This is a genomic window from Nocardia sp. NPDC047648 (assembly GCF_040642815.1).
GTDB classification, from domain to species: Bacteria; Actinomycetota; Actinomycetes; order Mycobacteriales; family Mycobacteriaceae; genus Nocardia; species Nocardia gamkensis.
The window spans coordinates 805,957-826,533 of the sequence record NZ_JBEYSX010000002.1 but is presented as its reverse complement, the minus strand read 5'-3'; the positions used below and the strand labels follow the sequence as shown (position 1 = coordinate 826,533).

25 protein-coding genes are annotated in these 20,577 nt (G+C 70.1%); 12 read left to right on the top strand and 13 right to left on the bottom strand.

The features are described from left to right. Nucleotides 1–21: 21 nt before the first annotated feature. From ABZ803_RS08305 to ABZ803_RS08295, 3 genes are all read right to left on the bottom strand, one after another. Nucleotides 22–648, bottom strand: a complete 627-nt coding sequence (locus ABZ803_RS08305) for a sigma-70 family RNA polymerase sigma factor (RefSeq protein WP_357034216.1) — start codon at nucleotides 646–648, stop codon at nucleotides 22–24. 167 nt (nucleotides 649–815) lie between these two features. After that, nucleotides 816–1,508 carry a DUF3159 domain-containing protein gene (locus tag ABZ803_RS08300; protein WP_357034214.1) on the bottom strand — a complete coding sequence of 231 codons (693 nt, stop codon included), beginning with the start codon at nucleotides 1,506–1,508 and terminating at the stop codon, nucleotides 816–818. Between the two features lie 3 nt (nucleotides 1,509–1,511). After that, complete coding sequence (locus ABZ803_RS08295; RefSeq protein ID WP_040867807.1) at nucleotides 1,512–1,889, bottom strand: OB-fold nucleic acid binding domain-containing protein; 378 nt, start codon at nucleotides 1,887–1,889, stop codon at nucleotides 1,512–1,514. Nucleotides 1,890–2,021: 132 nt separating this feature from the next. Between ABZ803_RS08295 and ABZ803_RS08290 the strand changes: the two genes are divergently transcribed. Further along, the gene (locus ABZ803_RS08290) at nucleotides 2,022–2,717 is read left to right on the top strand and encodes an alpha/beta fold hydrolase (RefSeq protein WP_357034212.1); all 696 of its coding nucleotides are present in this window, start codon (nucleotides 2,022–2,024) and stop codon (nucleotides 2,715–2,717) included. A gap of 10 nt (nucleotides 2,718–2,727) precedes the next feature. On the opposite strand, the gene ABZ803_RS08285 is transcribed toward ABZ803_RS08290, so the two are convergent. After that, the gene (locus tag ABZ803_RS08285) at nucleotides 2,728–3,597 is read right to left on the bottom strand and encodes a DUF3710 domain-containing protein (RefSeq protein WP_357034210.1); all 870 of its coding nucleotides are present in this window, start codon (nucleotides 3,595–3,597) and stop codon (nucleotides 2,728–2,730) included. Nucleotides 3,598–3,602: 5 nt separating this feature from the next. Further along, on the bottom strand, nucleotides 3,603–4,103 hold the full coding sequence (gene dut / locus ABZ803_RS08280) for a dUTP diphosphatase (protein ID WP_357034208.1): 501 nt from the start codon (nucleotides 4,101–4,103) through the stop codon (nucleotides 3,603–3,605). Between the two features lie 79 nt (nucleotides 4,104–4,182). Between dut and ABZ803_RS08275 the strand changes: the two genes are divergently transcribed. Further along, complete coding sequence (locus tag ABZ803_RS08275) at nucleotides 4,183–4,668, top strand: DUF3093 domain-containing protein (RefSeq protein WP_357034385.1); 486 nt, start codon at nucleotides 4,183–4,185, stop codon at nucleotides 4,666–4,668. Nucleotides 4,669–4,691: 23 nt separating this feature from the next. Here ABZ803_RS08275 and ABZ803_RS08270 read toward each other — a convergent pair whose 3' ends face one another. Beyond that, nucleotides 4,692–4,994: a DUF4193 domain-containing protein gene (locus tag ABZ803_RS08270; protein WP_014986697.1), complete on the bottom strand. Its 303-nt coding sequence runs from the start codon at nucleotides 4,992–4,994 to the stop codon at nucleotides 4,692–4,694. A 376-nt stretch (nucleotides 4,995–5,370) separates the two neighbouring features. On the opposite strand from ABZ803_RS08270, the gene cei reads away from it, so the two are divergent. Continuing rightward, nucleotides 5,371–6,048: an envelope integrity protein Cei gene (gene cei, locus ABZ803_RS08265; protein WP_357034205.1), complete on the top strand. Its 678-nt coding sequence runs from the start codon at nucleotides 5,371–5,373 to the stop codon at nucleotides 6,046–6,048. Here cei and ABZ803_RS08260 read toward each other — a convergent pair whose 3' ends face one another. After that, nucleotides 6,049–6,951 (bottom strand): inositol monophosphatase family protein, encoded by a 903-nt coding sequence (locus ABZ803_RS08260; RefSeq protein ID WP_357034203.1) that lies wholly within the window; start codon nucleotides 6,949–6,951, stop codon nucleotides 6,049–6,051. 198 nt (nucleotides 6,952–7,149) lie between these two features. Between ABZ803_RS08260 and ppgK the strand changes: the two genes are divergently transcribed. The 3 genes from ppgK (at nucleotide 7,150) to ABZ803_RS08245 (ending at nucleotide 10,484) form a co-directional block, all read left to right on the top strand. After that, nucleotides 7,150–7,908 carry a polyphosphate--glucose phosphotransferase gene (gene ppgK, locus ABZ803_RS08255; protein ID WP_062977979.1) on the top strand — a complete coding sequence of 253 codons (759 nt, stop codon included), beginning with the start codon at nucleotides 7,150–7,152 and terminating at the stop codon, nucleotides 7,906–7,908. Nucleotides 7,909–8,101: 193 nt separating this feature from the next. Beyond that, nucleotides 8,102–9,466 carry an RNA polymerase sigma factor gene (locus ABZ803_RS08250; protein WP_357034201.1) on the top strand — a complete coding sequence of 455 codons (1,365 nt, stop codon included), beginning with the start codon at nucleotides 8,102–8,104 and terminating at the stop codon, nucleotides 9,464–9,466. Nucleotides 9,467–9,719: 253 nt separating this feature from the next. Next, a complete protein-coding gene (locus ABZ803_RS08245; RefSeq protein WP_357034199.1) occupies nucleotides 9,720–10,484 on the top strand; it encodes a rhomboid-like protein in 765 nt (254 codons plus the stop codon). Here ABZ803_RS08245 and ABZ803_RS08240 read toward each other — a convergent pair whose 3' ends face one another. Both ABZ803_RS08240 and ABZ803_RS08235 read right to left on the bottom strand, forming a co-directional pair. After that, a complete protein-coding gene (locus tag ABZ803_RS08240) occupies nucleotides 10,485–11,669 on the bottom strand; it encodes a cation:proton antiporter (RefSeq protein ID WP_357034198.1) in 1,185 nt (394 codons plus the stop codon). 3 nt (nucleotides 11,670–11,672) lie between these two features. Continuing rightward, nucleotides 11,673–12,155 carry a cation:proton antiporter regulatory subunit gene (locus ABZ803_RS08235; RefSeq protein ID WP_040867823.1) on the bottom strand — a complete coding sequence of 161 codons (483 nt, stop codon included), beginning with the start codon at nucleotides 12,153–12,155 and terminating at the stop codon, nucleotides 11,673–11,675. 93 nt (nucleotides 12,156–12,248) lie between these two features. Between ABZ803_RS08235 and ABZ803_RS08230 the strand changes: the two genes are divergently transcribed. Beyond that, the gene (locus tag ABZ803_RS08230; protein WP_357034196.1) at nucleotides 12,249–13,439 is read left to right on the top strand and encodes a histidine kinase; all 1,191 of its coding nucleotides are present in this window, start codon (nucleotides 12,249–12,251) and stop codon (nucleotides 13,437–13,439) included. Next, the gene (locus tag ABZ803_RS08225) at nucleotides 13,436–14,083 is read left to right on the top strand and encodes a response regulator transcription factor (RefSeq protein ID WP_357034194.1); all 648 of its coding nucleotides are present in this window, start codon (nucleotides 13,436–13,438) and stop codon (nucleotides 14,081–14,083) included. The genes ABZ803_RS08230 and ABZ803_RS08225 overlap by 4 nt, the downstream gene beginning before the upstream one ends. Here the strand turns inward: ABZ803_RS08225 and ABZ803_RS08220 are convergent, their stop codons facing one another. After that, a complete protein-coding gene (locus ABZ803_RS08220; RefSeq protein ID WP_062973927.1) occupies nucleotides 14,084–14,443 on the bottom strand; it encodes a DUF952 domain-containing protein in 360 nt (119 codons plus the stop codon). 276 nt (nucleotides 14,444–14,719) lie between these two features. On the opposite strand from ABZ803_RS08220, the gene ABZ803_RS08215 reads away from it, so the two are divergent. Then, nucleotides 14,720–14,914 carry a hypothetical protein gene (locus tag ABZ803_RS08215; protein ID WP_036538000.1) on the top strand — a complete coding sequence of 65 codons (195 nt, stop codon included), beginning with the start codon at nucleotides 14,720–14,722 and terminating at the stop codon, nucleotides 14,912–14,914. 105 nt (nucleotides 14,915–15,019) lie between these two features. On the opposite strand, the gene ABZ803_RS08210 is transcribed toward ABZ803_RS08215, so the two are convergent. After that, nucleotides 15,020–15,736, bottom strand: a complete 717-nt coding sequence (locus tag ABZ803_RS08210) for a TetR/AcrR family transcriptional regulator C-terminal domain-containing protein (protein WP_357034383.1) — start codon at nucleotides 15,734–15,736, stop codon at nucleotides 15,020–15,022. Nucleotides 15,737–15,894: 158 nt separating this feature from the next. Between ABZ803_RS08210 and ABZ803_RS08205 the strand changes: the two genes are divergently transcribed. Both ABZ803_RS08205 and ABZ803_RS08200 read left to right on the top strand, forming a co-directional pair. Beyond that, nucleotides 15,895–17,652, top strand: coding sequence for a DEAD/DEAH box helicase (locus ABZ803_RS08205; RefSeq protein ID WP_357034192.1), 1,758 nt, complete (start codon nucleotides 15,895–15,897; stop codon nucleotides 17,650–17,652). Beyond that, nucleotides 17,652–18,206 carry an SWIM zinc finger family protein gene (locus tag ABZ803_RS08200; RefSeq protein WP_357034190.1) on the top strand — a complete coding sequence of 185 codons (555 nt, stop codon included), beginning with the start codon at nucleotides 17,652–17,654 and terminating at the stop codon, nucleotides 18,204–18,206. The genes ABZ803_RS08205 and ABZ803_RS08200 overlap by 1 nt, the downstream gene beginning before the upstream one ends. Nucleotides 18,207–18,417: 211 nt before the next feature. Here the strand turns inward: ABZ803_RS08200 and ABZ803_RS08195 are convergent, their stop codons facing one another. Continuing rightward, entirely contained in the window at nucleotides 18,418–18,987 is a 570-nt protein-coding gene (locus tag ABZ803_RS08195) for a class I SAM-dependent methyltransferase (RefSeq protein WP_357034188.1), read from the bottom strand. A 55-nt stretch (nucleotides 18,988–19,042) separates the two neighbouring features. On the opposite strand from ABZ803_RS08195, the gene ABZ803_RS08190 reads away from it, so the two are divergent. Then, a complete protein-coding gene (locus tag ABZ803_RS08190) occupies nucleotides 19,043–19,810 on the top strand; it encodes a helix-turn-helix transcriptional regulator (RefSeq protein WP_357034186.1) in 768 nt (255 codons plus the stop codon). Here ABZ803_RS08190 and ABZ803_RS08185 read toward each other — a convergent pair whose 3' ends face one another. Then, nucleotides 19,811–20,551 carry an SDR family oxidoreductase gene (locus ABZ803_RS08185; RefSeq protein WP_357034184.1) on the bottom strand — a complete coding sequence of 247 codons (741 nt, stop codon included), beginning with the start codon at nucleotides 20,549–20,551 and terminating at the stop codon, nucleotides 19,811–19,813. Between the last annotated feature and the right edge of the window lie 26 nt (nucleotides 20,552–20,577).

Here is a 20,577-nt window from a genome sequence, read left to right as displayed (position 1 = left end):
CGGCGAAACACCGCCGGAGGGCTATGCGGCCGGCTTCAGCTGCGCGCGCAGCTTGTTCAGCGCGCGGTGCTGCATCACCCGGACCACGCCCGGGCTGGTGCCGATGGCCTCGGCGGTCTGCGCCGCCGACCAGCCGAGCACGATGCGCATCACCAGCACCTCGCGGTGCGCTGGGGCCAGCACCTTCATGAGTTCTTTTGTGGCGGCCCGCCGTTCGGAGGCCAGCGCCCACTCCTCCGGCCCGGCGGCGGAGGACGCGTAGTCCGGCACATCGGCCATCGGGTAGGCGGGGTGCTGCTGCGAGCGGCGGAACGCGTCGGCGACCTTGTTGGCCGAGATGCCGTAGACGAAGGCCAGGAACGACTTGCCCTGGTCGCGGTAGCGCGGGATGGCGTTGACGGTGGCCAGCAGGATCTCCTGCACCACGTCGTCGGCGGTGACCTGCAGGTGAGCCGTATTGCCCAGGCGCGCGCCGCAGTAGCGCCGCACCAGCGGATGCACGATCCGGATGATCTCCGCGACCGCCCGGCGATCGCCCGCCGCCGCAGGCCCGATCAGCTTGTCCAGCTCGGCCGATACCCGCCGGCTCTCCGAGAGAGCGGGGTGGTGGTTCTTGGGCAGCGCCGCGGTGTTGTGCTCGGTAGCCACGTCCGAGTCCTTTCTTGCCGATCAGTGCGTGTTTTTCGGTACGCATTGATCGTCTGAGAAACCCGGAGGGGCGACCAGGCACCCCAGGGTGGGGAAGCACCCACCTCCGCGGTGGGACTTATCCCACCCCTGTGCATTTCGCCTGGCGGCGGCGCAGGGTTAACAGCTCAGGCCGGTCCGGCCGCGACCACCGACTTGGTGGGCAGGTGGCCGGCCCGCCGCACCGCCCAGACGGTGACGCCCAGCGCCACCGCGGTCAGCGGCCAGCCCATCGCGATGCGGGCGAAGGCGAGCCAGCCGGTGCGGTCGGTGTCGTAGAGCTGCGACTGCACCAGGTAGCGGGCCCCGAACACCACGATCCAGGTAGCGGTGGCCAGGTCGTAGAGCCGCACCGAGCGCGGATCGGACCGCCAGTCGGAGCCGTGCCCGTTCAGCACGCCCCAGATCACGCCGACCAACGGCCGACGGACCAGGATGGACGCGAGGAACACCCCGGCGTACACGAGGCTGGTGTAGATGCCGAAGAGGAAGAAGCCCTTGGCCTCGCCCATCCGGTAGGCGATGAAGGCGCAGATGCCGACGCCGAAGAAGCCGGAGATGGCGGGCTGGATGGGATCGTGCCGCACCAGGCGCCAGACGAGGATGGCGGCGGCCACGCCGAGAGCCGCCCAGATGGCGGCGGTCAGCCCGGCGAGGCTGTTCACGGGAACGAACACGACAACCGGAAGCGTCGAGTAGATCAGGCCGCTGAAGCCGCCGAGTTGTTCGAGGAGGGTCTGTTCGGCACGTTCCTCGTCACGATCGGGCACATTCAGCCCGGTGCGGTCGTCCGATCCTGCGTTGTCGTCGCTCAATGGCATACGTCAGCTGTTCCCGCGCAATTCGTAGTAGGGGTTGAAGATCACTTTGCGGCCGTCACGGTCGCCGACCCGGCCACGGACGAGGATGCGCCGCCCCGGCTCGATGCCGGGAATGCGCCTGCGCCCGATCCAGACCAGTGTGATCGCGTCGGTGCCGTCGAAGAACTCGGCCTGGACGCTGGCGCCCGCCGACTTGGGACATGCTTCGACACTGCGAAGCCTACCGAGCATGGTGGCCTCGTCACCGCGCCGACACTCCGACGCGCGCGACGCGCCCGAGGCCTCGGAGGTCTCGGCCAATTCTTCGGCGTCCAGCTGATCGAGGTCCTGGGTCAGCCTGCGGCCCAGACGTCGAAAATACCCTGAGGCTGCGGATGACATTGTGCACGCTCTCCTGCATAGAGCAGATGGCGTGGGTCGCACACCATCGTGAGGGATCCGATCCGCACGACCCGCTGCGGCCGTACAACGCCACTGTAGATGGGCGGGGCCACCCCCGCTACGCTCGGACCGATGTTCGACTCCCCACACCCCGCTCGCGTCGTGGCGCTGCCCGGCACCGGATCCGACGCCGATTTCGCCCGGCGCGCATTCGGGCCCGCCTGCGCCGCACGCGGCTGGGATTTCGGCGCGGTGGAACCGGACCCCCGCCGGGTGGTGGCGAGCTGCCTTGCCGCACTGGAGGCGGCGTCCGGCTCCGGCCCGGTGCTGGTCGCGGGCATCTCGCTGGGTGCGGCGATCGCACTGGAATGGGCCGCCGAGCACCCGGATCGCGTCGTGGGAGTCGTGGCGGCGCTGCCCGCTTGGACCGGACCCGATACCGCCGCCTGCCCGGCAGCACTGAGCGCGGCGGCCACCGCCGCACAGCTGCGCACCGACGGTCTGGCCGCGGTGACCGACCGGATGCGCGCGAGCAGTCCGCGGTGGCTGGCCGACGCGCTGACCCAGTCGTGGCGGGCGCAGTGGCCGGATCTTCCGCGGGCGCTGGAAGAGGCCGCCGACTACAAGTGGCCCGCCGCCGAGTTGCTTGCCACGTTCGAGCCGCCGCTCGCGGTGGTCACCGCGGTCGACGACCCGGTGCATCCGCACGCCGTCGCCGAGGAGTGGGCGGCGCTGGCCCCGCGCTCGCGGCTGCACCGGATCACCCTGGACGAACTCGGCGCCGACCCCGCGATCCTGGGACAAGCGGGTATCGGCGCCTTCTGGTGAGTTCGCCGGCTCAGTTCAGGCCGAGCTGCTGCATGGCCGACCCGTCCGCGCCGCGACGCGGACCCTGCGGCATCCGCGGCACCGCGGGCTGCGCGCCGGTCTGCGCCGCCACCTGCGCGGCCATCGCCTGCTGCTGGGCTTCCACCTGCTGTTGATGGGCCGCGGCCAGCTGCTCGGCCAGCTGCTGGGGCAGCACCACCGGCAGCGGCTCCCGTACCGGCAGCGGGTCCTCGCCACGCCGCACGACCGTCTCGCTCAGGATGGCCCGCGCCGCCTTGACCAGCGGAGTGCCGTCGTTCGCCGCCCCCGAGGGGCCCGCCGCGACCAGCCGCACCATCCAGCGATAGCCGTCCACACCGATGAAACGCAGGTCCGCGCCTTCGGTCAGCGCCAGCAATTCCCGGCCCCACGGTCCGTTCTCGACCGACACCCGGGCGCCGTCCTTGCGCAGCGAGTCGGCCAGATCCGCGGCGACCAGCCGCCACTGGCCCGTGGTCTTCGGCGCGGCGTAGGCCGCGACGGTGATCCGGCCGTGCTCGGTGGCCAGGTGCACCGCTTGCGGTTGCCCCTCCGGCGTCATCTCGACCTGCAACTGACCGCCCGGCGGGACCGGCAACAGCACCGACCCGAGATCCAGCCGCTGCTCGGACACCTCGTCCAGCAGTTCGGCGACCTCGTCGTAGTCGTACGGGCCCGGCCGGCCGTGCGGCCGTTCGGCGTTCAGATCCACGCCCTCGTAGGAGCGCTCGTCGGTGGGGGCGTCGTCGTAGAACTCGTCGTCGTACTCGTCGGCGTAGGCGGACTCGTAGTCGGCGTAGTCGTCCGCCTCGTCGTACCGGTCGTCCGCGGCCCGGCTCGCGTTCTTTCTCTTCCCGAACATTCCCGTCATGCCTCCTTGCCGGTCGTCCGGCCCGCCCCGTTCGTCGGTGCGGTCAGGCTCGCGTGACCACCGCTGGAGCCGTACCCGCCCGCCCCCCTGGTCGTCTCGTCGAGCGTGTCGACCTCCACGAAATCCACCAGTTCCACTCGCTGCACCAGCAGTTGCGCGATCCGGTCGCCGCGACGCAACTCGATCGGCGTGCGCGGGTCGTGATTGATCAGGCACACCTTGATCTCGCCCCGGTACCCCGCGTCGACCGTGCCCGGGGTGTTCACCACCGACAGCCCGGTCTTGGCCGCCAGACCCGAGCGCGGATGGATCAGGCCGACCGTGCCGACCGGTAGCGCGACGGCGACACCGGTGCCGACCAGCACCCGCTCCCCCGGCTCCAGGATGACGTCTTGCGTGGTGCACAGATCCACGCCCGCGTCGCCCGCATGGGCGCGCGTGGGCACGGGGATGCCGGGGTCCAGCCGCAGCAAGGGTATGGGTGAAAGTGCGCTCACGTTGGACGAGCCTACGCGTAGGCTGTTTGCCCTCGTGACTTAGTGTTGACTCGTGTCGGACCAGCCCAATCCCATGACCATGGACGAGAAAAAGCAGCCCGCGCAGCGCTACCGGGAGCGCCTGTGGGTGCCGCTGTGGTGGTGGCCGGTGGCGTTCGCCGTCACCGGATTGCTCGCGGCGGAGATCCACATGGGCGCGCCGGGTCTGCGGGCGTGGCTGCCCTATGCGCTGTTGTTCCCGGTGCCGGTCTGGGTGCTGCTGTGGCTGAGCCGGCACCGCGTCGAAGTGGCGCCGGACGCGAACGGCACACCGGAGCTGCGCGCCGATCGCGCACATCTACCGGTGAACTTCGTTGCCCGCGCGGCCGCCGTCGCCCCCACCGCGAAAAGCGCGGCGCTGGGTCGCCAGCTCGACCCCGCCGCTTATGTCCAGCATCGCCCCTGGATCGGGCCGATGGTGTTGCTCGTGCTCGACGACCCGGACGATCCGACGCCGTACTGGCTGGTCAGTACGCGGCGGCCCGAACGGGTCCTTGCCGCGCTCGGTCTACCGAGCGCGGGCTGACACTCTGCTCGATCTCGTCGAGATCAGGCGGCGCAATCCATGCAGATCATCTGGCCGCCCTTCTCACTGGCCAGCCTGCTCCGGTGATGAACCAGGAAACAGCTGGAACAGGTGAACTCGTCGGCCTGCTTCGGGATCACCCGAACCGTCAGCACTTCCTCGGACAGGTCGGCGCCGGGAAGCTCGAACGACTCCGCGGTATCGGATTCGTCGATATCCACGACGGCGGACTGTGCCTCGTTACGACGAGCCTTCAGCTCCTCCAGCGAATCCTCCGACACGTCGTCGGTTTCGGTGCGCCTCGGTGCGTCATAGTCGGTTGCCATGTCGTCTTCCCCTCGTCCTAACTCCGTATATCCCGGACCGGTCCGCTCACACCCGATTCCTGCCGGAATCGGCGCGACCGGTACCGCCCCGCCGGTGGTGCACGTCACACGTACACCGGTCTCCTATCAGGGCGGATCGTGTCGATCCACTCCCGATAGCGCTGGGTAAACGCAGGACATGCCCTTCTTGTTCCCGCGACCGACCACTGATTTCCGCACCGGCGATTCGATCTGGGCCGCCAGACAATAGCGGACCCCGGAGGAAAAGTCGCAATCAAAACACAGCCGAGTCGAAAATGAGGGCCAATCGACACCATCTGGGGAACGCACCGAGACCTTGCGCCGGGTGGCCGTCAGATTTTCGTAGAGTGTGCTGGTGGTTTCACTGATCACCGAAGGTACCTCGACGGATCCGCACGGGCGGCCGTTCCTGCGTCGCCGCCCCCAGCCCTGGCTCATCATGCTCGGCGTTCTCGCTCTGATCTGCGGGATCGTCTGGGTCAAAGCCCTCACGACGCACGACGCCGACCACACCGCGATGGCGTGCAACTCGCCCAGCCCCGCGTCGGATCCCGGTGCGCCGCAACCGGCTCCGCTCGGCCAGCGGGTCGGCGCAGGCCGCCTGCAGGACGTGGAACCAGCCCCGCTGGCGGCGAGCAAGGTGCGCGTGCTCAACGCGAACAACCAGCGCGGCCAAGCCGCGCACGTCGCCGCCCAGCTCGGCGACCTCGGCTTCGCGAGCGCACCCGGAACGCAATACGGCAACGATTCGATATACGTAAACGGCGACCTGGAATGCACCGGGCAGGTCCGCTTCGGCGTCAACGGCCGTCCGGCCGCCGCCGCCGTGCAGTTGGTCGCGCCGTGTGCCGAGCTGATCGAGGATCAGCGCGGCGACGACACCGTGGATCTGGTGCTCGGCTCCCTGTTCCGGGACATCCGGCCCAGCAACGACGCGGAGGAGGTGCTGCGTTCGCTCAAGAACCCGGCACCGGGCAACTCCACATCCATCGATGTCAAGTTGCTCGACGCCGCGCGGCAGGCCCGCTGCTGATCAGCGGTCCGGAATCGGCTCGGTAGCACCCACCCGGGCCAGCAGTTCGCCCAATTCCTCGGCGATGCCGGGCGCGGCGGCCACCACCAGGTCGCCGTCGATGCCCGGCGCCGTCGCGGGCGGAAGCGTCAGCCGCGCGCCCGCCTCCGCGGCGATCAACGCGCCCGCGCCCCAGTCCCAGGCGTTCAACCCGTGCTCGTAATAGGCGTCCACCCGGCCCGCGGCGACATGACACAGATCCAGCGCCGCCGCGCCGAACCGGCGGATATCGCGCACGTGCGGCAGCACCTGCGCGACCAGCTCGGCCTGCCTGGTCCTGCGCTGCCTGCCGTAGGCGAATCCGGTGGCCACCAACGACATCGCGACCGATTCGACGGGCGTACAACTCAGGTGCTCCACCACGCCGTCGGCGTCGACCCGCAGCGCACCGAGCCCGAGGCCGGCGCTGTAGGTGGCCGCCCGCGCGACGTCCACCACGGCGCCCGCGACCGGCCGCCCGCCACGCAACGCGGCCACCGACACGGCGTAGCCGGGGACGCCGTAGAGGAAGTTGACGGTGCCGTCGATCGGATCCACCACCCAGTGGACGGTGTCCGCGCTCGCGTCGTCGAGGCTGCCGCCGCCCTCCTCGCCGAGGATCGGGTCGCCGGGGCGCTGTTCGGCGAGCAGTTTTCGGATCAGATCTTCGGTCTCGGTGTCCACGATGGTCACCGGGTCGGTCTCGTGGCTCTTGGACTGCACGGCCCCTTCGGCGTGCGCGCCCGCGGGCCCGAACACCTCGGGGCGGCGGGCACGGACATGGGCGGCGGCCGTCTCGGCGATGTCGACCGCGACGCGACGCAGGTCGGCTTCGTCGCCACGCGCGACGATCGAGACGAAGGAGTCGGGGGCGTAGTCGGACACTGGCGATGAGGTTTCCGGCACGCCCTCCATCGCATCACACATCCTCGCCGAACGCCCAGCCCCGTGGTCCCATTACTCTTGTCGTGCACGACACAGCGCCGTCGTCGGGCATCCCATTCGCAGCGCCCGCAGTGGGCGTCGTGGGCCCCGTGCAGCGCTGTCATCACACCGGCCAGCACAGGGAACGAGGGGTTAGTCATGTCCGCTCGGGGGCACGCATTCGGCATCGACATCGGCGGCAGCGGTGTCAAAGGCGCCGCGGTCGATCTGGCCACCGGCGAGTTGGTCCACGAGCGGATCAAGATCGCGACGCCGCACCCCGCGACACCGGGCGCCGTGGCGGAGGCGGTGGCCGAACTGGTCGCCGAGGCCGAGTGGACCGGGCCGGTCGGCCTCACGCTGCCCGCGGTGGTGACCGGCGGAGTAGCGCGCACCGCGGCGAACATCGACAAATCCTGGATCGGGACCGACGCGCGGGCGCTGTTCTCCACCGCGCTCGGCGGCCGTCCGGTCACCGTGCTCAACGACGCGGACGCGGCGGGCATGGCCGAGGACCGCTATGGCGCGGCAAGCGATTTCGCCGGTCTGGTGCTGCTGCTGACCTTCGGCACCGGCATCGGTTCCGCGTTGCTCTACCACGGCACGCTGGTGCCCAACACCGAGCTCGGCCACCTGGAGGTCCAGGGCATGGAGAGCGAGCACCGCGCGGCGGCCTCGATCAAGGAACGCGACGGCCTGAGCTACGAGCAGTGGGCAGCGCAGGTCAGCCTGGTGCTGACCACGCTGGAGGACCTGTTCTTCCCCGTCGTCTTCGTCGCGGGCGGGGGCATCAGCCGCGACGCCGAGCAGTGGATCCCGCTGCTCACCAATCGGACACCCGTCATCCCGGCCCGCCTGCGCAACACCGCGGGCATCGTCGGCGCCGCCATGGCGATCGCGGGAGGAGTGGCACCGTGAGGCGCGCGGGTACGGCGAGGATGCCGCCACCGGCATCGTGCCGTAGGTACCCTGGTTAGATCGTTACAATGGAACGTGCCCGGCTGAGCCGGAGAAACCCCGACCGGCCATCCGCCGGTGAAACCCGACAGATCGCTCCGCCGGAACACTACTCTGGCGTGACGCCGCACGAGACCGTCACGAAAGGGCGTACGTGGTAGCCACGAATACCCGTCAGACCGCCGACTCGGCCGATGCCGACTCCGCAGATGTAAACGCAGCACGGCCGGTCCGTAAGGCTGCCGCGAAGAAGGCTCCGGCGAAAAAGGCCGCCGCCAAGAAGGCGCCTGCCAAGAAGGCCGCGAAGGCGGCCAAGGCTCCGGCGAAGAAGGCCACCACCAAGAAGGCGGGCCCGGACGGCGAGCCCGGCACCGACGAGGCGATCGAGGACGAGTCGCTCGATCTCGACGATCTCGGCGATCTGGAAGTCTCCGAAGAGGACCTCACCGAGGGCGACGATCTGGTCGACGTGGCCGAGGAGGCGGAGACCGAGGAAGCCGAGGAACCGACGCCCGCGGACAAGGCCTCCGGCGACTTCGTCTGGGACGAGGAGGAGTCCGAGGCGCTGCGGCAGGCCCGCAAGGACGCCGAACTCACCGCCTCGGCCGACTCGGTCCGCGCGTACCTCAAACAGATCGGCAAGGTCGCGCTGCTCAACGCCGAGGAGGAGGTCGAACTCGCCAAGCGGATCGAGGCGGGCCTCTACGCCGCGGAGAAGGTGCGCGAGTTCGCCGAGCAGGGCGAGAAGCTGCCGGTCGCGATGCGCCGCGACTACAACTGGATCGTCCGCGACGGCAACCGGGCCAAGAACCACCTGCTCGAGGCCAACCTGCGCCTGGTCGTCTCGCTGGCCAAGCGCTACACCGGCCGCGGCATGGCGTTCCTCGACCTGATCCAGGAGGGCAACCTGGGTCTGATCCGCGCGGTGGAGAAGTTCGACTACACCAAGGGCTACAAGTTCTCCACGTACGCCACCTGGTGGATCCGGCAGGCCATCACCCGCGCCATGGCCGACCAGGCCCGCACCATCCGCATCCCGGTGCACATGGTGGAGGTCATCAACAAGCTCGGCCGTATCCAGCGTGAGCTGCTCCAGGATCTCGGCCGCGAGCCGACGCCGGAGGAACTGGCCAAGGAAATGGACATCACGCCGGAGAAGGTGCTGGAGATCCAGCAGTACGCGCGTGAACCCATCTCGCTGGACCAGACCATCGGCGACGAGGGCGACAGCCAGCTCGGCGACTTCATCGAGGACTCCGAGGCCGTCGTCGCCGTGGACGCGGTGAGCTTCACGCTGCTGCAGGACCAGCTCCAGTCGGTGCTGGAGACGCTGTCGGAGCGCGAGGCGGGCGTTGTCCGGCTGCGCTTCGGGCTCACCGACGGCCAGCCCCGCACCCTCGACGAGATCGGCCAGGTCTACGGGGTCACCCGTGAACGCATCCGCCAGATCGAGTCCAAGACCATGAGCAAGCTGCGCCACCCCAGCCGCTCCCAGGTCCTGCGCGACTACCTCGACTAGGTCGCATCGCCTCGACGCCCGTATTCGTCGCGCCGCTCGATTCCTCCAGCGGCCGACGGATGCGGGCGTCGCGCTTCGGCTGACCCGGGTCGCTCGTGTGCGCGCTCGATCGGATTCCGGATCCTCGCTATGGCCCGTAAACCGATCGTGGGGCGACGTCCGCCGAGTTCTGTACTCGACCATCGCTCGTGCCGTGACGCAGCGCACACGGGCCCTCACGGCAGGCATACGCCCGGCGCGGCAGACTTGCGGGGTGGTTGCCCCGCCCTCGACTTCGCCCGTACCGCGGTCGCCGTGGACGCAGACCGCCGACCTGCGCGCCGAACTGCGTGACACCTGGGTATGGCTGCGCCGTCCCGAATCGCCGCGCCGGCTGCTGCCCGCGATGCGGGGGCATCTGGGCGCCGCGCCCGCGAGCACCGCGTACGCGTTCACCCTGTTCGTCACATGGTGGACGTTGCGCGGGGTCGGGGACTCGGTGGAGCGCAGGCTGATCTTCTCGGCCTCGACCAACCTGTACAACATGCGGCACAACCCGGTTCAGGTGCTGGTCGCCTCGGCGTTCTGGACCGAAGGCGGTTTCCCCTGGACCACCATCGCCGGTTTCCTGGTCGTCATGGCCTATGCCGAGCGCTGGCTGGGCACCGGGCGCTGGATTCTGCTGTTCGCGACCGGCCACATCGGGGCGACGCTGCTGACCGTCACCGGCATCGCCCATGCCATCGACCGCGGCGTCATTCCCTTGCGGGTGGCCGTCGCCGCGGATGTCGGCACCAGCTACGGGTTCTCGGCCGTGCTCGCGGCGCTGGCGTTCCGGTTCCGTGGCAGGGTGCGAGCGGTGTGGGCCGGGACGATCCTCGTGGCGCTCGGCGCGGCCCTGTGGGTGGAACCGACCTTCACCGACTACGGCCATCTGTGCGCCGCCGTGATCGGGCTCGCGGTCGGCGCGACCGCCAGCCTGTTCTGGCACCGGCTGGAACGGACGGTCGCGCGCAAGGCCCGCGGGGCGCGGAGCTGATCAGGACACCGAAGGCTCGGGACGGCCGCGGTGGCGCAGCAGCCCGACCATCGGCTCGACCACACGCGCCGCGATCGGACCCAGCACCGCCATCAGCAGGACGTAGGTCGAGGCGAGCGCGGTGAGCCGGCCGTCCATCGCGCCCGCGCTCACGGCCAGTCCCGCGATGACGATGGAGAATTCCCCCCGGGCGACCAGGGCCGCGCCCGCGCGTGCACGGCCGAGGTGCCGGATGCCCTCCCGCGCCGCTGCCCACCACCCGGTCGCCACCTTCGTCACGACACTGATCACGGCGAGCACGATTGCCCACCCCAATACCGGGGGAATCGATCGGAGGTCGGTGCTCAAGCCGAACGCCACGAAGAAGATGGCCGCGAACAGGTCGCGTAGCGGTTCGAGCATTTTCACCGCCGCGCGCGCGGTCGAGCCGGAGATCGCGATGCCGAGCAGGAACGCTCCGACTGCCGCCGACACGCTCAGCGCCGAGGAGGCGCCCGCCACCAGCAGCGCCGCGCCGAGCAGGGTGAGCAGGAAGACCTCCCGATCGGCGCTGTCCACGATCGCCGACACGTACCGCCCGTAGCGCAGGGCCACCACGAGGACCAGCGTGATGGTGACCAGCGCCACCGCCAGCGCGCGCAGCCCGCTGACCCAGCTCAGCCCGGCCAGCACCGTGGTGAGGATCGGCAGGTAGACCGCCATCGCCAAGTCCTCGAACACGAGGATGGACAGGATGACCGGTGTCTCCCGGTTGCCGAGGCGCCCGAGGTCGTCGAGGACTTTCGCCACGATGCCCGAGGACGAGATGTAGGTGACCCCCGCCATCGTGATCGCGCCGTTGAGGCCCCAGCCCAGCATCAGCGCCACTACCGCACCGGGGGACGCGTTGACCACGATGTCCATCAGACCGGCCGGCCAGGAACGGCGCAGCCCGGTCACCAACTCCACGGCCGTGTACTCCAGGCCGAGCAGCAACAGCAGCAGCACCACGCCGATCTCGCCCGCGACGTGGCCGAAGTCGTAGGCGGCCCGGAGTTCGACGAGACCGCCCTGGCCGAAGGCGAGACCGCCGAGCAGGTACAGCGGGATGGGCGACATACCGACTCGGCCTGCGACACGCCCTAGCATGCCGAGAACGAAAAGAACCCCTCCGAGCTCGATCAGGGCGAGCGCGGTGTCCGTCACGGCTCAGCCGTGCGTCAAGATCTTCGCGGCGGCATCCAAGCCCTCCGGCGTGCCGACGACCACGAGCAGATCGCCCGCGGTGAAGGTGAAATCGGGACCGGGCGAGGGATGCAGCTGCCCGGCCCGCATGACGGCGACGATGGATACCTTCGTGCGGGTGCGCATCTCGGTCTCGCCGAGGGTGCGGCCGTCGTACGGGGAGTTGTCCCCGATCGGCAGCTGGCGCGTGGTGATCCCGGGCAGGTCCCGGTGGTCGTCGTTGAGTTTGGCAACGAGTTGCGGCGCGCCGAGCAGGTTGGCCAGGACCGCCGCTTCATCGGTGGTCAGCGGGATCTGGGCGGCACAGGCGTCGGGGTCCTCGAGTTTGGAGACGATCAGGTCGATATCACCGTCGCGGTGGGCGACCACGCCGATTCGGCGACCGGAGCGCACTTCGAAGTCCTTGCGGACACCGATGCCGGGTAGTGCGGTGACGTCGACGTTCACACTCTCCAGACTAACCGGATCACCCGGCCCGCGGCCCGATCGGTCATCACTTCGGCCGATGGCGCGTCGCGGGCGCTGTGCTGTGATGGAGGCGTGCGGCGTTGGTCGGAGGTGCCGGAGCGGACGCGGGATGCGCTGGGCGCGGTGATCGCGTTCGCCGGGGGCGCGGCGTTGTACCTCACCGGCCTGTCCACGATGACCGAGCGGGGCGAGCAGGTGTCGTCGTGGGTGCGTTTCGGCGTGCTCGCCGCGCTGTGCCTGGCGACCTTCGCCCGGCGCCGGACGCCGGTCGCGGCCATGCTTGGTGGGCTCTTGCCCCTGGCGGTGGACATCCGGCTCGGCGCCACGGTGTCGGTGTGGATCATCTACGCCGACCTGATCTACGCGGCCGTGCTCTACGGCGGGCGCCGGGCGTCACGGATCACGGCCCTGTCCTGGTCGGTGCTCTGCGGCACGGTCGTGGTGTCGGCCCTCGCGCTGACCGGCGACCTACGCGCGGTCGGGTTTGCGTTGGTAGGGGCGTTCAGCTTTGTCGCGACGCCGATCTGGTGGGCGAGTTCGGTGCGCACGCACAAGGAGATTGCGCACGCCGAGCGCAGCCGGGCCCAGGCGCTCACCCTGGTCGCCGAACTCGACCGCCGTGCGGCCATCGCCGACGAGCGCACCACGATGGCGCGCGACCTGCACGACGTGATCGCCGGGCATCTGTCGGCCATCGCGCTGCACTCGGAGGCGGCGCTCGGGGTGCTCGCTCGCCGCGACGCCGACCCCGTGGTGACCGGAATCATGCGATCCATCCGTTCCGACAGCGTCAGCGCGCTGGAGGAGATGCGCACCATGATCGGGTTGCTGCGCAGCGACGACACCGCGACGGAGGTCGCCGCACCCCGCACCCTCGCCCAGTTGCCGATCCTGGTGGACGCCGCACGCGCGGCGGGGATCTCGGTGCGAGTGCGCGAAGCGCTGGACGGCGCGTCGCTGCCCGGCGCGGTCGACCAGACCGCCTATCGCATCGTGCAGGAGGCGTTGACCAACGCTATGAAACACGCACCGGGACAGGAGGTCCGCATCGACGTGCGGGCCGAAGGCGAGATGCTGCGGATATCCGTCCGCAACCGGACCGTATCGGCGCGGCCGCACCCGGCGGCCACCACCATGCGCCGCGGTCTGCCGAACATGCGCGAGCGAGCCGGAGCGCTCGGCGGAAGCTTATGCGCCGGAACGGATTCCGGCCATTGGGAAGTCGTGGCCCGATTGCCGCTCGGCTCCGCCGGTGCCGCATGACGATTCGGGTGGTGATCGCCGACGACCACGCCGCGATCCGCGCAGGCCTGCGGATGATCCTGGACGTCGAGGACGACATCGAGGTGGTCGGCGAGGCGGCCGACGGGGACGTCGCGGTGGCACAGGCCAAAGCGCTACGGCCGCAGGTGGTGCTGATGGACGTGCGGATGCCCGGGATGGACGGGATCGCCGCCACCGAGCGGATCACCGCCGACGGCCTGGCGAAGGTGCTCATCCTGACGACATTCGATGTGGAGGAGTACGTCTTTCGCACACTGCGCGCTGGCGCCTCGGGATTCGTGCTGAAATCCGCGTCGGGGCGGGCGCTGGTCGAGGCGGTGCGCGCGGTGGCGGCGGGTGACGGCGTGCTGGCTCAGGAAGTGACGCGAGCGGTGATCTCGGCATTCGCCTCATCGAATCAGGCTGCCGCGCAACCGGCTCCCGCCGGGCTCGACGAACTCACCGACCGGGAACGCGAAGTGCTCGATTGTCTCGGCGACGGCCTGTCCAACGCGCAGATCGCAGGTCGGCTGTTCATCGGCGAAACGACGGTCAAGACGCATGTCTCCCGGGTGCTGACGAAACTGGGTGTGCGGTCGCGGGTTCGAGCCGCGATCGTGGCGCGCGAGATCCGCCAGCGATAGTCACTCCGCTCGCGGGGCGAATGTCCCGTCCGCCTCGGGCAGGTACTCCTCGACGCCCGTGACCGCTGCCACCGGCAGAGGCCCGTACAGGTGCGGGAAGAGCATCGCTTCCGGATCGGTCGGCACGCCCGGCTCCCATTCGATCGGCGACCCGACCCGACCGGGATCGATACGCAACAACACCAGATCGCGCCGTCCTCGGAACAACCGGTTTGCGGGCAGGTGGACCTGCTGCGGAGACGAGAGGTGGATGAATCCCGCTTCGGCGAGCGAGGGCGCACGGTACTCCCCCGTTTGCCGAGCGGAAAGCCATTCCTCCGAAGTGCATAGGTGAACAAGCGTGTGAGTGTCATAGGTCACGGGTAATCTCCCGGTAGACAACTGGATCGGTCGATCGAGGGTGTGACGCAGGGCACATCGGCGACAGGACCTGTGGCGTTCGCCCGTAGCGAAATCCCTGGTCGTGTTATCGAAAACACACTGCTTCATACGCGGGAACAAAGTCCCCCGTCCCGAACGTCTGACAGAGTAGTCATACCCCTGCTGGGAAGTAGCGGTAGCGAGCTCGTGGTGAGTGACCACGGGCCCCACACCAGGTGAACGGTCGTCGGGACCGGGAGCCAGGACGGAGGAGTCATGCCAGGAACCCTGACAAGCACCCCACTGACCGCGGTCGATCGTTGCGACCGCTGCGGGGCGGCTGCCCGAGTGCGTGCCGTACTGCCCGCAGGTGGAGAGTTGCTCTTCTGCCAGCACCACGCGAACGAACACATGGATCGGCTGCGTGAGCTGGACGCCGTGATCGACACGGAGTCCGCTCCCGCACTCTGATCTGCTCCTCGCGTCCTGACACAACAGCATCGGACAACAGAACACCGTTTCCACCGGCAGCGGGCGACCCACAGGTCGCCCGCTGCCGGCGTGTCCGGGCGGCGATCAGTCGCCGGACACTCCGGCGAGGATGCCGTCCAACAGCCTGGCCAGGCCGTATTCGAACGCGCCGTCCGGGTCGGCGGGCGCCTGGTACAGCTCGCCGACCGTCGCCCCGACGCGCGACGAGAGCGGGAACCGGCTCGGCGGCATGACCTCGGCCAGCAGCGGCCCGTGCACCTCCCACCACTCCGCGTCGCTCATCCGCCCGGTCTCGCGGGCAGCGGCCACCGCCATGCGCGCGTTCCCGGCGGCGAACTCCGACAGGACGGCGATCACCCGGTCCATCACCACGTCCGGCATGCCGAGCCCCTCGATCGCGGCGAGTTGCCGCTCGTAGCGGCGCATCCGTCCCGGCCCGAGCACGAGCCGCCATGGCGGCACCTCGAGCAGCCACGGGTGCGCCACGAACTCCGCACGGATCCGGCGCGCCACCGCGGCCAAGCGCTCACGCGGCGGCAGATCCGCAGGTATCGGCGGGTCCTCGTCGGCCACCGCGTCGACCATGAGGACCGCCAGGGCGTCCTTGCTCGGCACGTACGTGTACAAACTCATCGGCCGCAGCCCCAACTCGGCGGCGACCGTGCGCATGGACACCTTCTCGTAGCCCTCCCGGTCGGCGAGCGCGACCGCCGCCGCGACCACCGCGTCGACGGTGACCGTCTGCTTCGGACCGCGCCCCACCGGACGCGGTGGGAGTTCGTGCCGCCAGAGCAGGCCCATCAGCTGCCTCGCCCGCTCGGGTGCGATGTCGTCGTTCACCTACTCCTCGGAACAAACTCGGTACGGTGTACGTTGTTCACTTTACTCCGTACGCCATACGTTGATTCAAGGGGTGCGTCCTGCCCAGCACACATGCCACTTACCTACCGGATCGGCACATGTTCGCACTCTGGACCTGGGCGGGACACGCCGCGGGTCCGGCCCCGGCGGGTCGGGGTGATCGCGAGACCCTCGCGCTGGCCGTCCCGGCCGCCGCGGGCGGAACGTTGGAAGTCACCGACGTCGACGCCGTCTTGGTGGACCCCGTGACCTTCGCCGACTCGACGCTCGAGCACTCCGGAGAGTCCGTCTCGGCCTGGCAGCGCATCGTGCGCTCCGCACTGGCCGGGGAGCCGCCCGGCACGGATACCGACGCGCTGCCCATCGCCGCGCACGCCGTCCCCGACGCGTCCGGCACGGCGATCGTCTCCGCGCACCGCGCGCAGCGCGTTCTGCACGACACCGAGTCCGTCGCCGCGGACCTGCGGGGGACGCTGAAAGCGCGCCTGCGCCCCTACCAGGCACGCGGAATCGGCTGGCTACGCGAGACCGTGGCCGCGCACGGCGGCGCGGTGCTCGCCGACGAGATGGGACTCGGCAAGACCGTGCAGGCCATCGGCTTCCTGCTCGATCGGGCCGCGAGCGGTCCACAGCTGGTGGTGTGCCCGACCTCGCTGGTCGGCAACTGGGCACACGAGATCGGCCGTTTCGCGCCGGGTCTGCGGGTGGCCGTCTGGCGCGGCGGCGCCCTCGACGCCGACCCCGCCACCGTTGTCGTCGCCGGCTATCCGACCTTGCGGCTGCACGGACGCCTGCTGACGCAGCGCGCCTGGGCGACGGCCGTCTTCGACGAGGCGCAGGCGCTGAAGAATCCTCGCACCCAGGTCGCGAAGGCCGCGCGCGCGATCGACGCGACCGCGACCGTCGCGCTGACCGGCACGCCGGTCGAGAACCACCTCGAGGAGCTGTGGGCCCTGCTGCACCTGGTGGCGCCCCGGCTGTTCGGGCACCGGACGCAGTTCCGGCGGCGTTTCGTGCGGCCGATCCACGAGGGTTCGGCCGCCGCCGCGGCGCGTCTGCGCGACGCCATCGAACCCGTGGTGCTGGCCCGCACGAAAAGCCAGGTCGCCGCGGCGCTGCCCGCGAAGATCCACAGCGACCTGCTCTGCGACCTCACCGACGAACAGGAGCGGCTCTACGACCAACTGCTCGACAAAGCCGTCGAGGACGGATTCGGCGCGGGCATCGAGCGCCACGGTCGCGTGCTCGCTGCGCTGACCGCCCTCAAGCAGGTGTGCAACCATCCCGGGCTGATCACCGGCGAACTCCACGAACTCGCCGGCCGCTCCGGAAAACTCGACCTGTGCACCGACATCGTCGCCACCACTCTCGAAACCGGCAGTCCCACCCTGATCTTCACGCAGTACCGCCAGACCGGTGAGCTGCTGGTGCGGCACCTCGCCGAACAGTTCGGAGTGCGGGCGCCGTTCTTCCACGGCGGGCTCTCCCAGGCCGAGCGCGCCGAAATCGTCACGCGGTTCCAAGCCGCGGACGGACCGCCGGTGCTGGTGCTCAGTCTGCGGGCGGCGGGCACCGGGCTCACGCTGACCCGCGCCGCCGACGTCGTCCACTTCGATCGCTGGTGGAACCCCGCGGTGGAGGCTCAGGCCTCCGACCGGGTCCACCGGATCGGCCAGACCCGCACGGTCACCGTCACCACGCTCACCTCGGCCACCACCGTGGAGGAGCACATCGCGGGCATGCACGACCGCAAGGCCGCGCTGCGCGACCTGGGCGACGCGGCGGGCATCGCGGCCCTTGCCGCCCTGGACGACGACCGACTGATCGAGCTGCTGCGGCGCAAGAGGGAGAGTTGATGGCGGACAACGAGTTCGGCTACACGGCGTGGGGCATGGACTGGGTGCGGCTGGCCGAGCCGCTGCGCCAGACCCGGCCGGACCCGCTGCTGCCCCGCGCGCGCAGCATCGCCCGCAACAACGGCGTGCGAGCCACCGTCGATGGCCGGGTGGTGCGGGCCACGATCCATCGCGGCGGCGAGGCGTCGCTGACCCACGTGGAGGTGGCGCCGCTGTCCCGGCAGACGATCACCGCGATAGCCGCGATCGCGCCGGACCCGACCCTCCTGACCGACGACACGCACCGCGCGATCGGCGCGGCCGGTATCGCGCTCGGGCCACAGCTCGCGGGCACCGACTGCTCGTGCACGGCACGCAAGGCCCGGTGCGTCCACGTCCTGGCCGTCTACTACGAGATGGCGCGTCTAGTGGACGAGGATCCGCGCCTCGCCTTGGCGATCCAGGATTATTTCGCTGCCGCGCCGATGGATTCGGACGAGCCCGCACCGCAGGCGCGGTGGACGCCGATCAGTGCGCTGGATCCGCGGCGATTCTTCACAACGACGACCGGCTGAACGGCCGGGCGACAGCCGACGCGTCCCTGCCGACGGGGTGCGGGCCACCGGCAAGAGCGAACATAGCCGTAAGCCGGCGTGGTCGGAGCAACGCAGACCAGCCAACCGGCTCGCCTCGATTCCGGTTTTCCTCCGATCCCGGACCGGAGCCCGTCCGGCTGGTCCGCACCCCGACCTTCCCGCCGGGCACAAGCCGCTCCGGGCTCGGACCTCACTCCGGCCGTCTGGCCCGGAAGCGGAAACTCGAAGCGCCGGTGTCGATCCGCACATCGGTGAAACCGATCCGGCGCAGCCGGTCGGCTGCGGTCTCCGGCGGCACGGGCACACAGGTGTCGCCGAGGTGCATGAGCCGGAACAGCCGGCCGTCGAGTCCGTCGCTGCCCGCGAACACCCCGCCCGGGCGCAGGACCCGCAGGGCTTCGGCGAACAGCGCGTCCTGCCTGCCGGGTGCCGGCACGTGGTGCAGCATGGTGAAGCAGACCACGGAGTCGAATCGCCCCGGCGGCAAGGGCATGTCGGCGCCGTCGCCGTCGATCACCGTCATCGCCTCGCCGTGCCGCTCGCGTAGCCGGGTCGCCAGCGCCGGATCGATTTCGACACCGGTGAGCGCCGATGTCCGGGTCAGCAAGGCGGAGACGTTGGCGCCGTAGCCGGGACCGATCTCCACGGTGTCGGAGCCCAGGTCGAGGCCGGACAGCGCCCACGGCACGATGCGCGTCGCGCTGGTCTTCTCCCACATCGACGAGCGGCACAGCAATCGGTGAAATGTGTTCATCGCCATGCCTGTGACGCTAGGAACGGATCGCGCCGGGCACGACAAGCTACGGTGACAAGTTGTGTCGCAGAACGGCCACGCGGTAGTCCATCCCGCTCCGGCGGGCGCGACCGCCATGGTGTTCGGGGTCGGGGTGCTACCCGCCAGGCACTGGTTCGAGTGGCACGAGCATCCGCAACACCAGATCGCCTGGGCTTCGCGCGGCGTCCTCGCGGTCGAGGTGGACGACAACCGCTGGGTGCTACCGCCGACCAGGGCCCTGTGGATCCCCGCGGGCGTCGCGCACCGAACCGGCACCGCCGACGGCGCCGCGATGCGCGGCATCTTCCTCGACCCCGGCCGCTGTCCGGTCGAGTTCGCTGCGCCGACCATGTTGCGCGTGACCCGACTGCTGCACGAACTGTTCGACCTGCTCACCATGAGCGACACCGCCCGGGAGCAGCGAGCGCGGGCCGAGGCGGTCGTGTTCGATCTGCTCGAGCCCGTCCCGGTGATCCCGATCGGTGCGCGATGGCCCAGCGATCCCCGGGCACGGCAGGTGGCCGACGCGCTCATCGCCGATCCCGCCGACCCGCGCACGCTCGCCGAGTTCGCCGTCCACGTCGCCGCCAGCCCGCGCACGCTGGCCCGGTTGTTCGTGTCGCAGACCGGTCTCGGCTTCGGCCAGTGGCGCACGCAGGCCAGACTGGTTGCTTCGCTGCCGCTGCTCGCCGCGGGCCTGCCGGTCGCCCGGATCGCGGGCCGGGTCGGCTACGGGACCCCGAGCGCTTACGTCGCGGCATTCCGGCGGGCGGTCGGAATCCCGCCGGGACGGTATTTCTCCGGCTGATCAGGCGTTGGTGCCGCTGTCCACGGTGAGGAACGCCCCGGTCACGCTGCGACCGGACGGCCCGGCCAGGTAGGCCACCGCGGCCGCGACATCGTCGGCGGCGCCGAAGCGGCCCAGCGCGGTGAGGTCACGCTGCCGCTGCGCGTGCGCGCCGTCGCCCGGGTTCATGTCGGTGTCGGTGGAGCCCGGCTGGACGAGGTTCACCGTGATCGCGCGCGGGCCCAGTTCGCGCGCCAGCGCCTTGGTGAAGCCGCTGAGTGCCGACTTGCTGAGGTTGTAGAGCGTCAAACCGTCGAACGGCGCGTGATCGGTGAGGTTGGTGCCGATGCTGATGATCCGGCCGCCGTCGGTCATGTGCGCGACCGCGGCCTGCGCACCGACGAACGCGGCACGGGCGTGCACGCCGAGCGCGTTGTCGATTTCCGACAGGGTGAATTCCTCGAACGGCTTCGCCGGGAAGATCCCCGCGTTGTTGACCAGGATGTCCAGCCCGCCGAGTTCGGCCGCGGCGCGGTCCACCGCCGCGCGGACGGCCGTGGCATCGGCGCTGTCGGCCTGGATAGCGACGGCTCGGCGGCCGAGCGCCTGCAGATCGCCGACCACCGTCTTCGCCTGGCCTTCGGCGTGCTGGTAGGTCAGCGCCACGTCCGCGCCCGCCGCGGCGAGGCGGCGCGCGATCGCCGCCCCTATCCCGCGACTGCCCCCGGTGACCAGCGCGACTTTGCCCGTGAGGTCTGGCATCGGTACTCCTCCAATTTCTGTGTCGA

What these genes read in the sequence shown, in the direction of transcription:
- ABZ803_RS08270 (WP_014986697.1), bottom strand. Translation starts at nt 4,994, where the DNA reads ATGGCAACCGACTATGACGCACCGAGGCGCACCGAAACCGACGACGTG.
- ABZ803_RS08205 (WP_357034192.1), top strand. Translation starts at nt 15,895, where the DNA reads ATGTTCGCACTCTGGACCTGGGCGGGACACGCCGCGGGTCCGGCCCCG.
- ABZ803_RS08185 (WP_357034184.1), bottom strand. Translation starts at nt 20,551, where the DNA reads ATGCCAGACCTCACGGGCAAAGTCGCGCTGGTCACCGGGGGCAGTCGC.
- ABZ803_RS08300 (WP_357034214.1), bottom strand. Translation starts at nt 1,508, where the DNA reads ATGCCATTGAGCGACGACAACGCAGGATCGGACGACCGCACCGGGCTG.
- ABZ803_RS08195 (WP_357034188.1), bottom strand. Translation starts at nt 18,987, where the DNA reads ATGGCGATGAACACATTTCACCGATTGCTGTGCCGCTCGTCGATGTGG.
- ABZ803_RS08210 (WP_357034383.1), bottom strand. Translation starts at nt 15,736, where the DNA reads ATGGGCCTGCTCTGGCGGCACGAACTCCCACCGCGTCCGGTGGGGCGC.
- ppgK (WP_062977979.1), top strand. Translation starts at nt 7,150, where the DNA reads ATGTCCGCTCGGGGGCACGCATTCGGCATCGACATCGGCGGCAGCGGT.
- ABZ803_RS08215 (WP_036538000.1), top strand. Translation starts at nt 14,720, where the DNA reads ATGCCAGGAACCCTGACAAGCACCCCACTGACCGCGGTCGATCGTTGC.
- ABZ803_RS08225 (WP_357034194.1), top strand. Translation starts at nt 13,436, where the DNA reads ATGACGATTCGGGTGGTGATCGCCGACGACCACGCCGCGATCCGCGCA.
- ABZ803_RS08295 (WP_040867807.1), bottom strand. Translation starts at nt 1,889, where the DNA reads ATGTCATCCGCAGCCTCAGGGTATTTTCGACGTCTGGGCCGCAGGCTG.
- ABZ803_RS08275 (WP_357034385.1), top strand. Translation starts at nt 4,183, where the DNA reads ATGGACGAGAAAAAGCAGCCCGCGCAGCGCTACCGGGAGCGCCTGTGG.
- ABZ803_RS08200 (WP_357034190.1), top strand. Translation starts at nt 17,652, where the DNA reads ATGGCGGACAACGAGTTCGGCTACACGGCGTGGGGCATGGACTGGGTG.
- ABZ803_RS08285 (WP_357034210.1), bottom strand. Translation starts at nt 3,597, where the DNA reads ATGTTCGGGAAGAGAAAGAACGCGAGCCGGGCCGCGGACGACCGGTAC.
- ABZ803_RS08290 (WP_357034212.1), top strand. Translation starts at nt 2,022, where the DNA reads ATGTTCGACTCCCCACACCCCGCTCGCGTCGTGGCGCTGCCCGGCACC.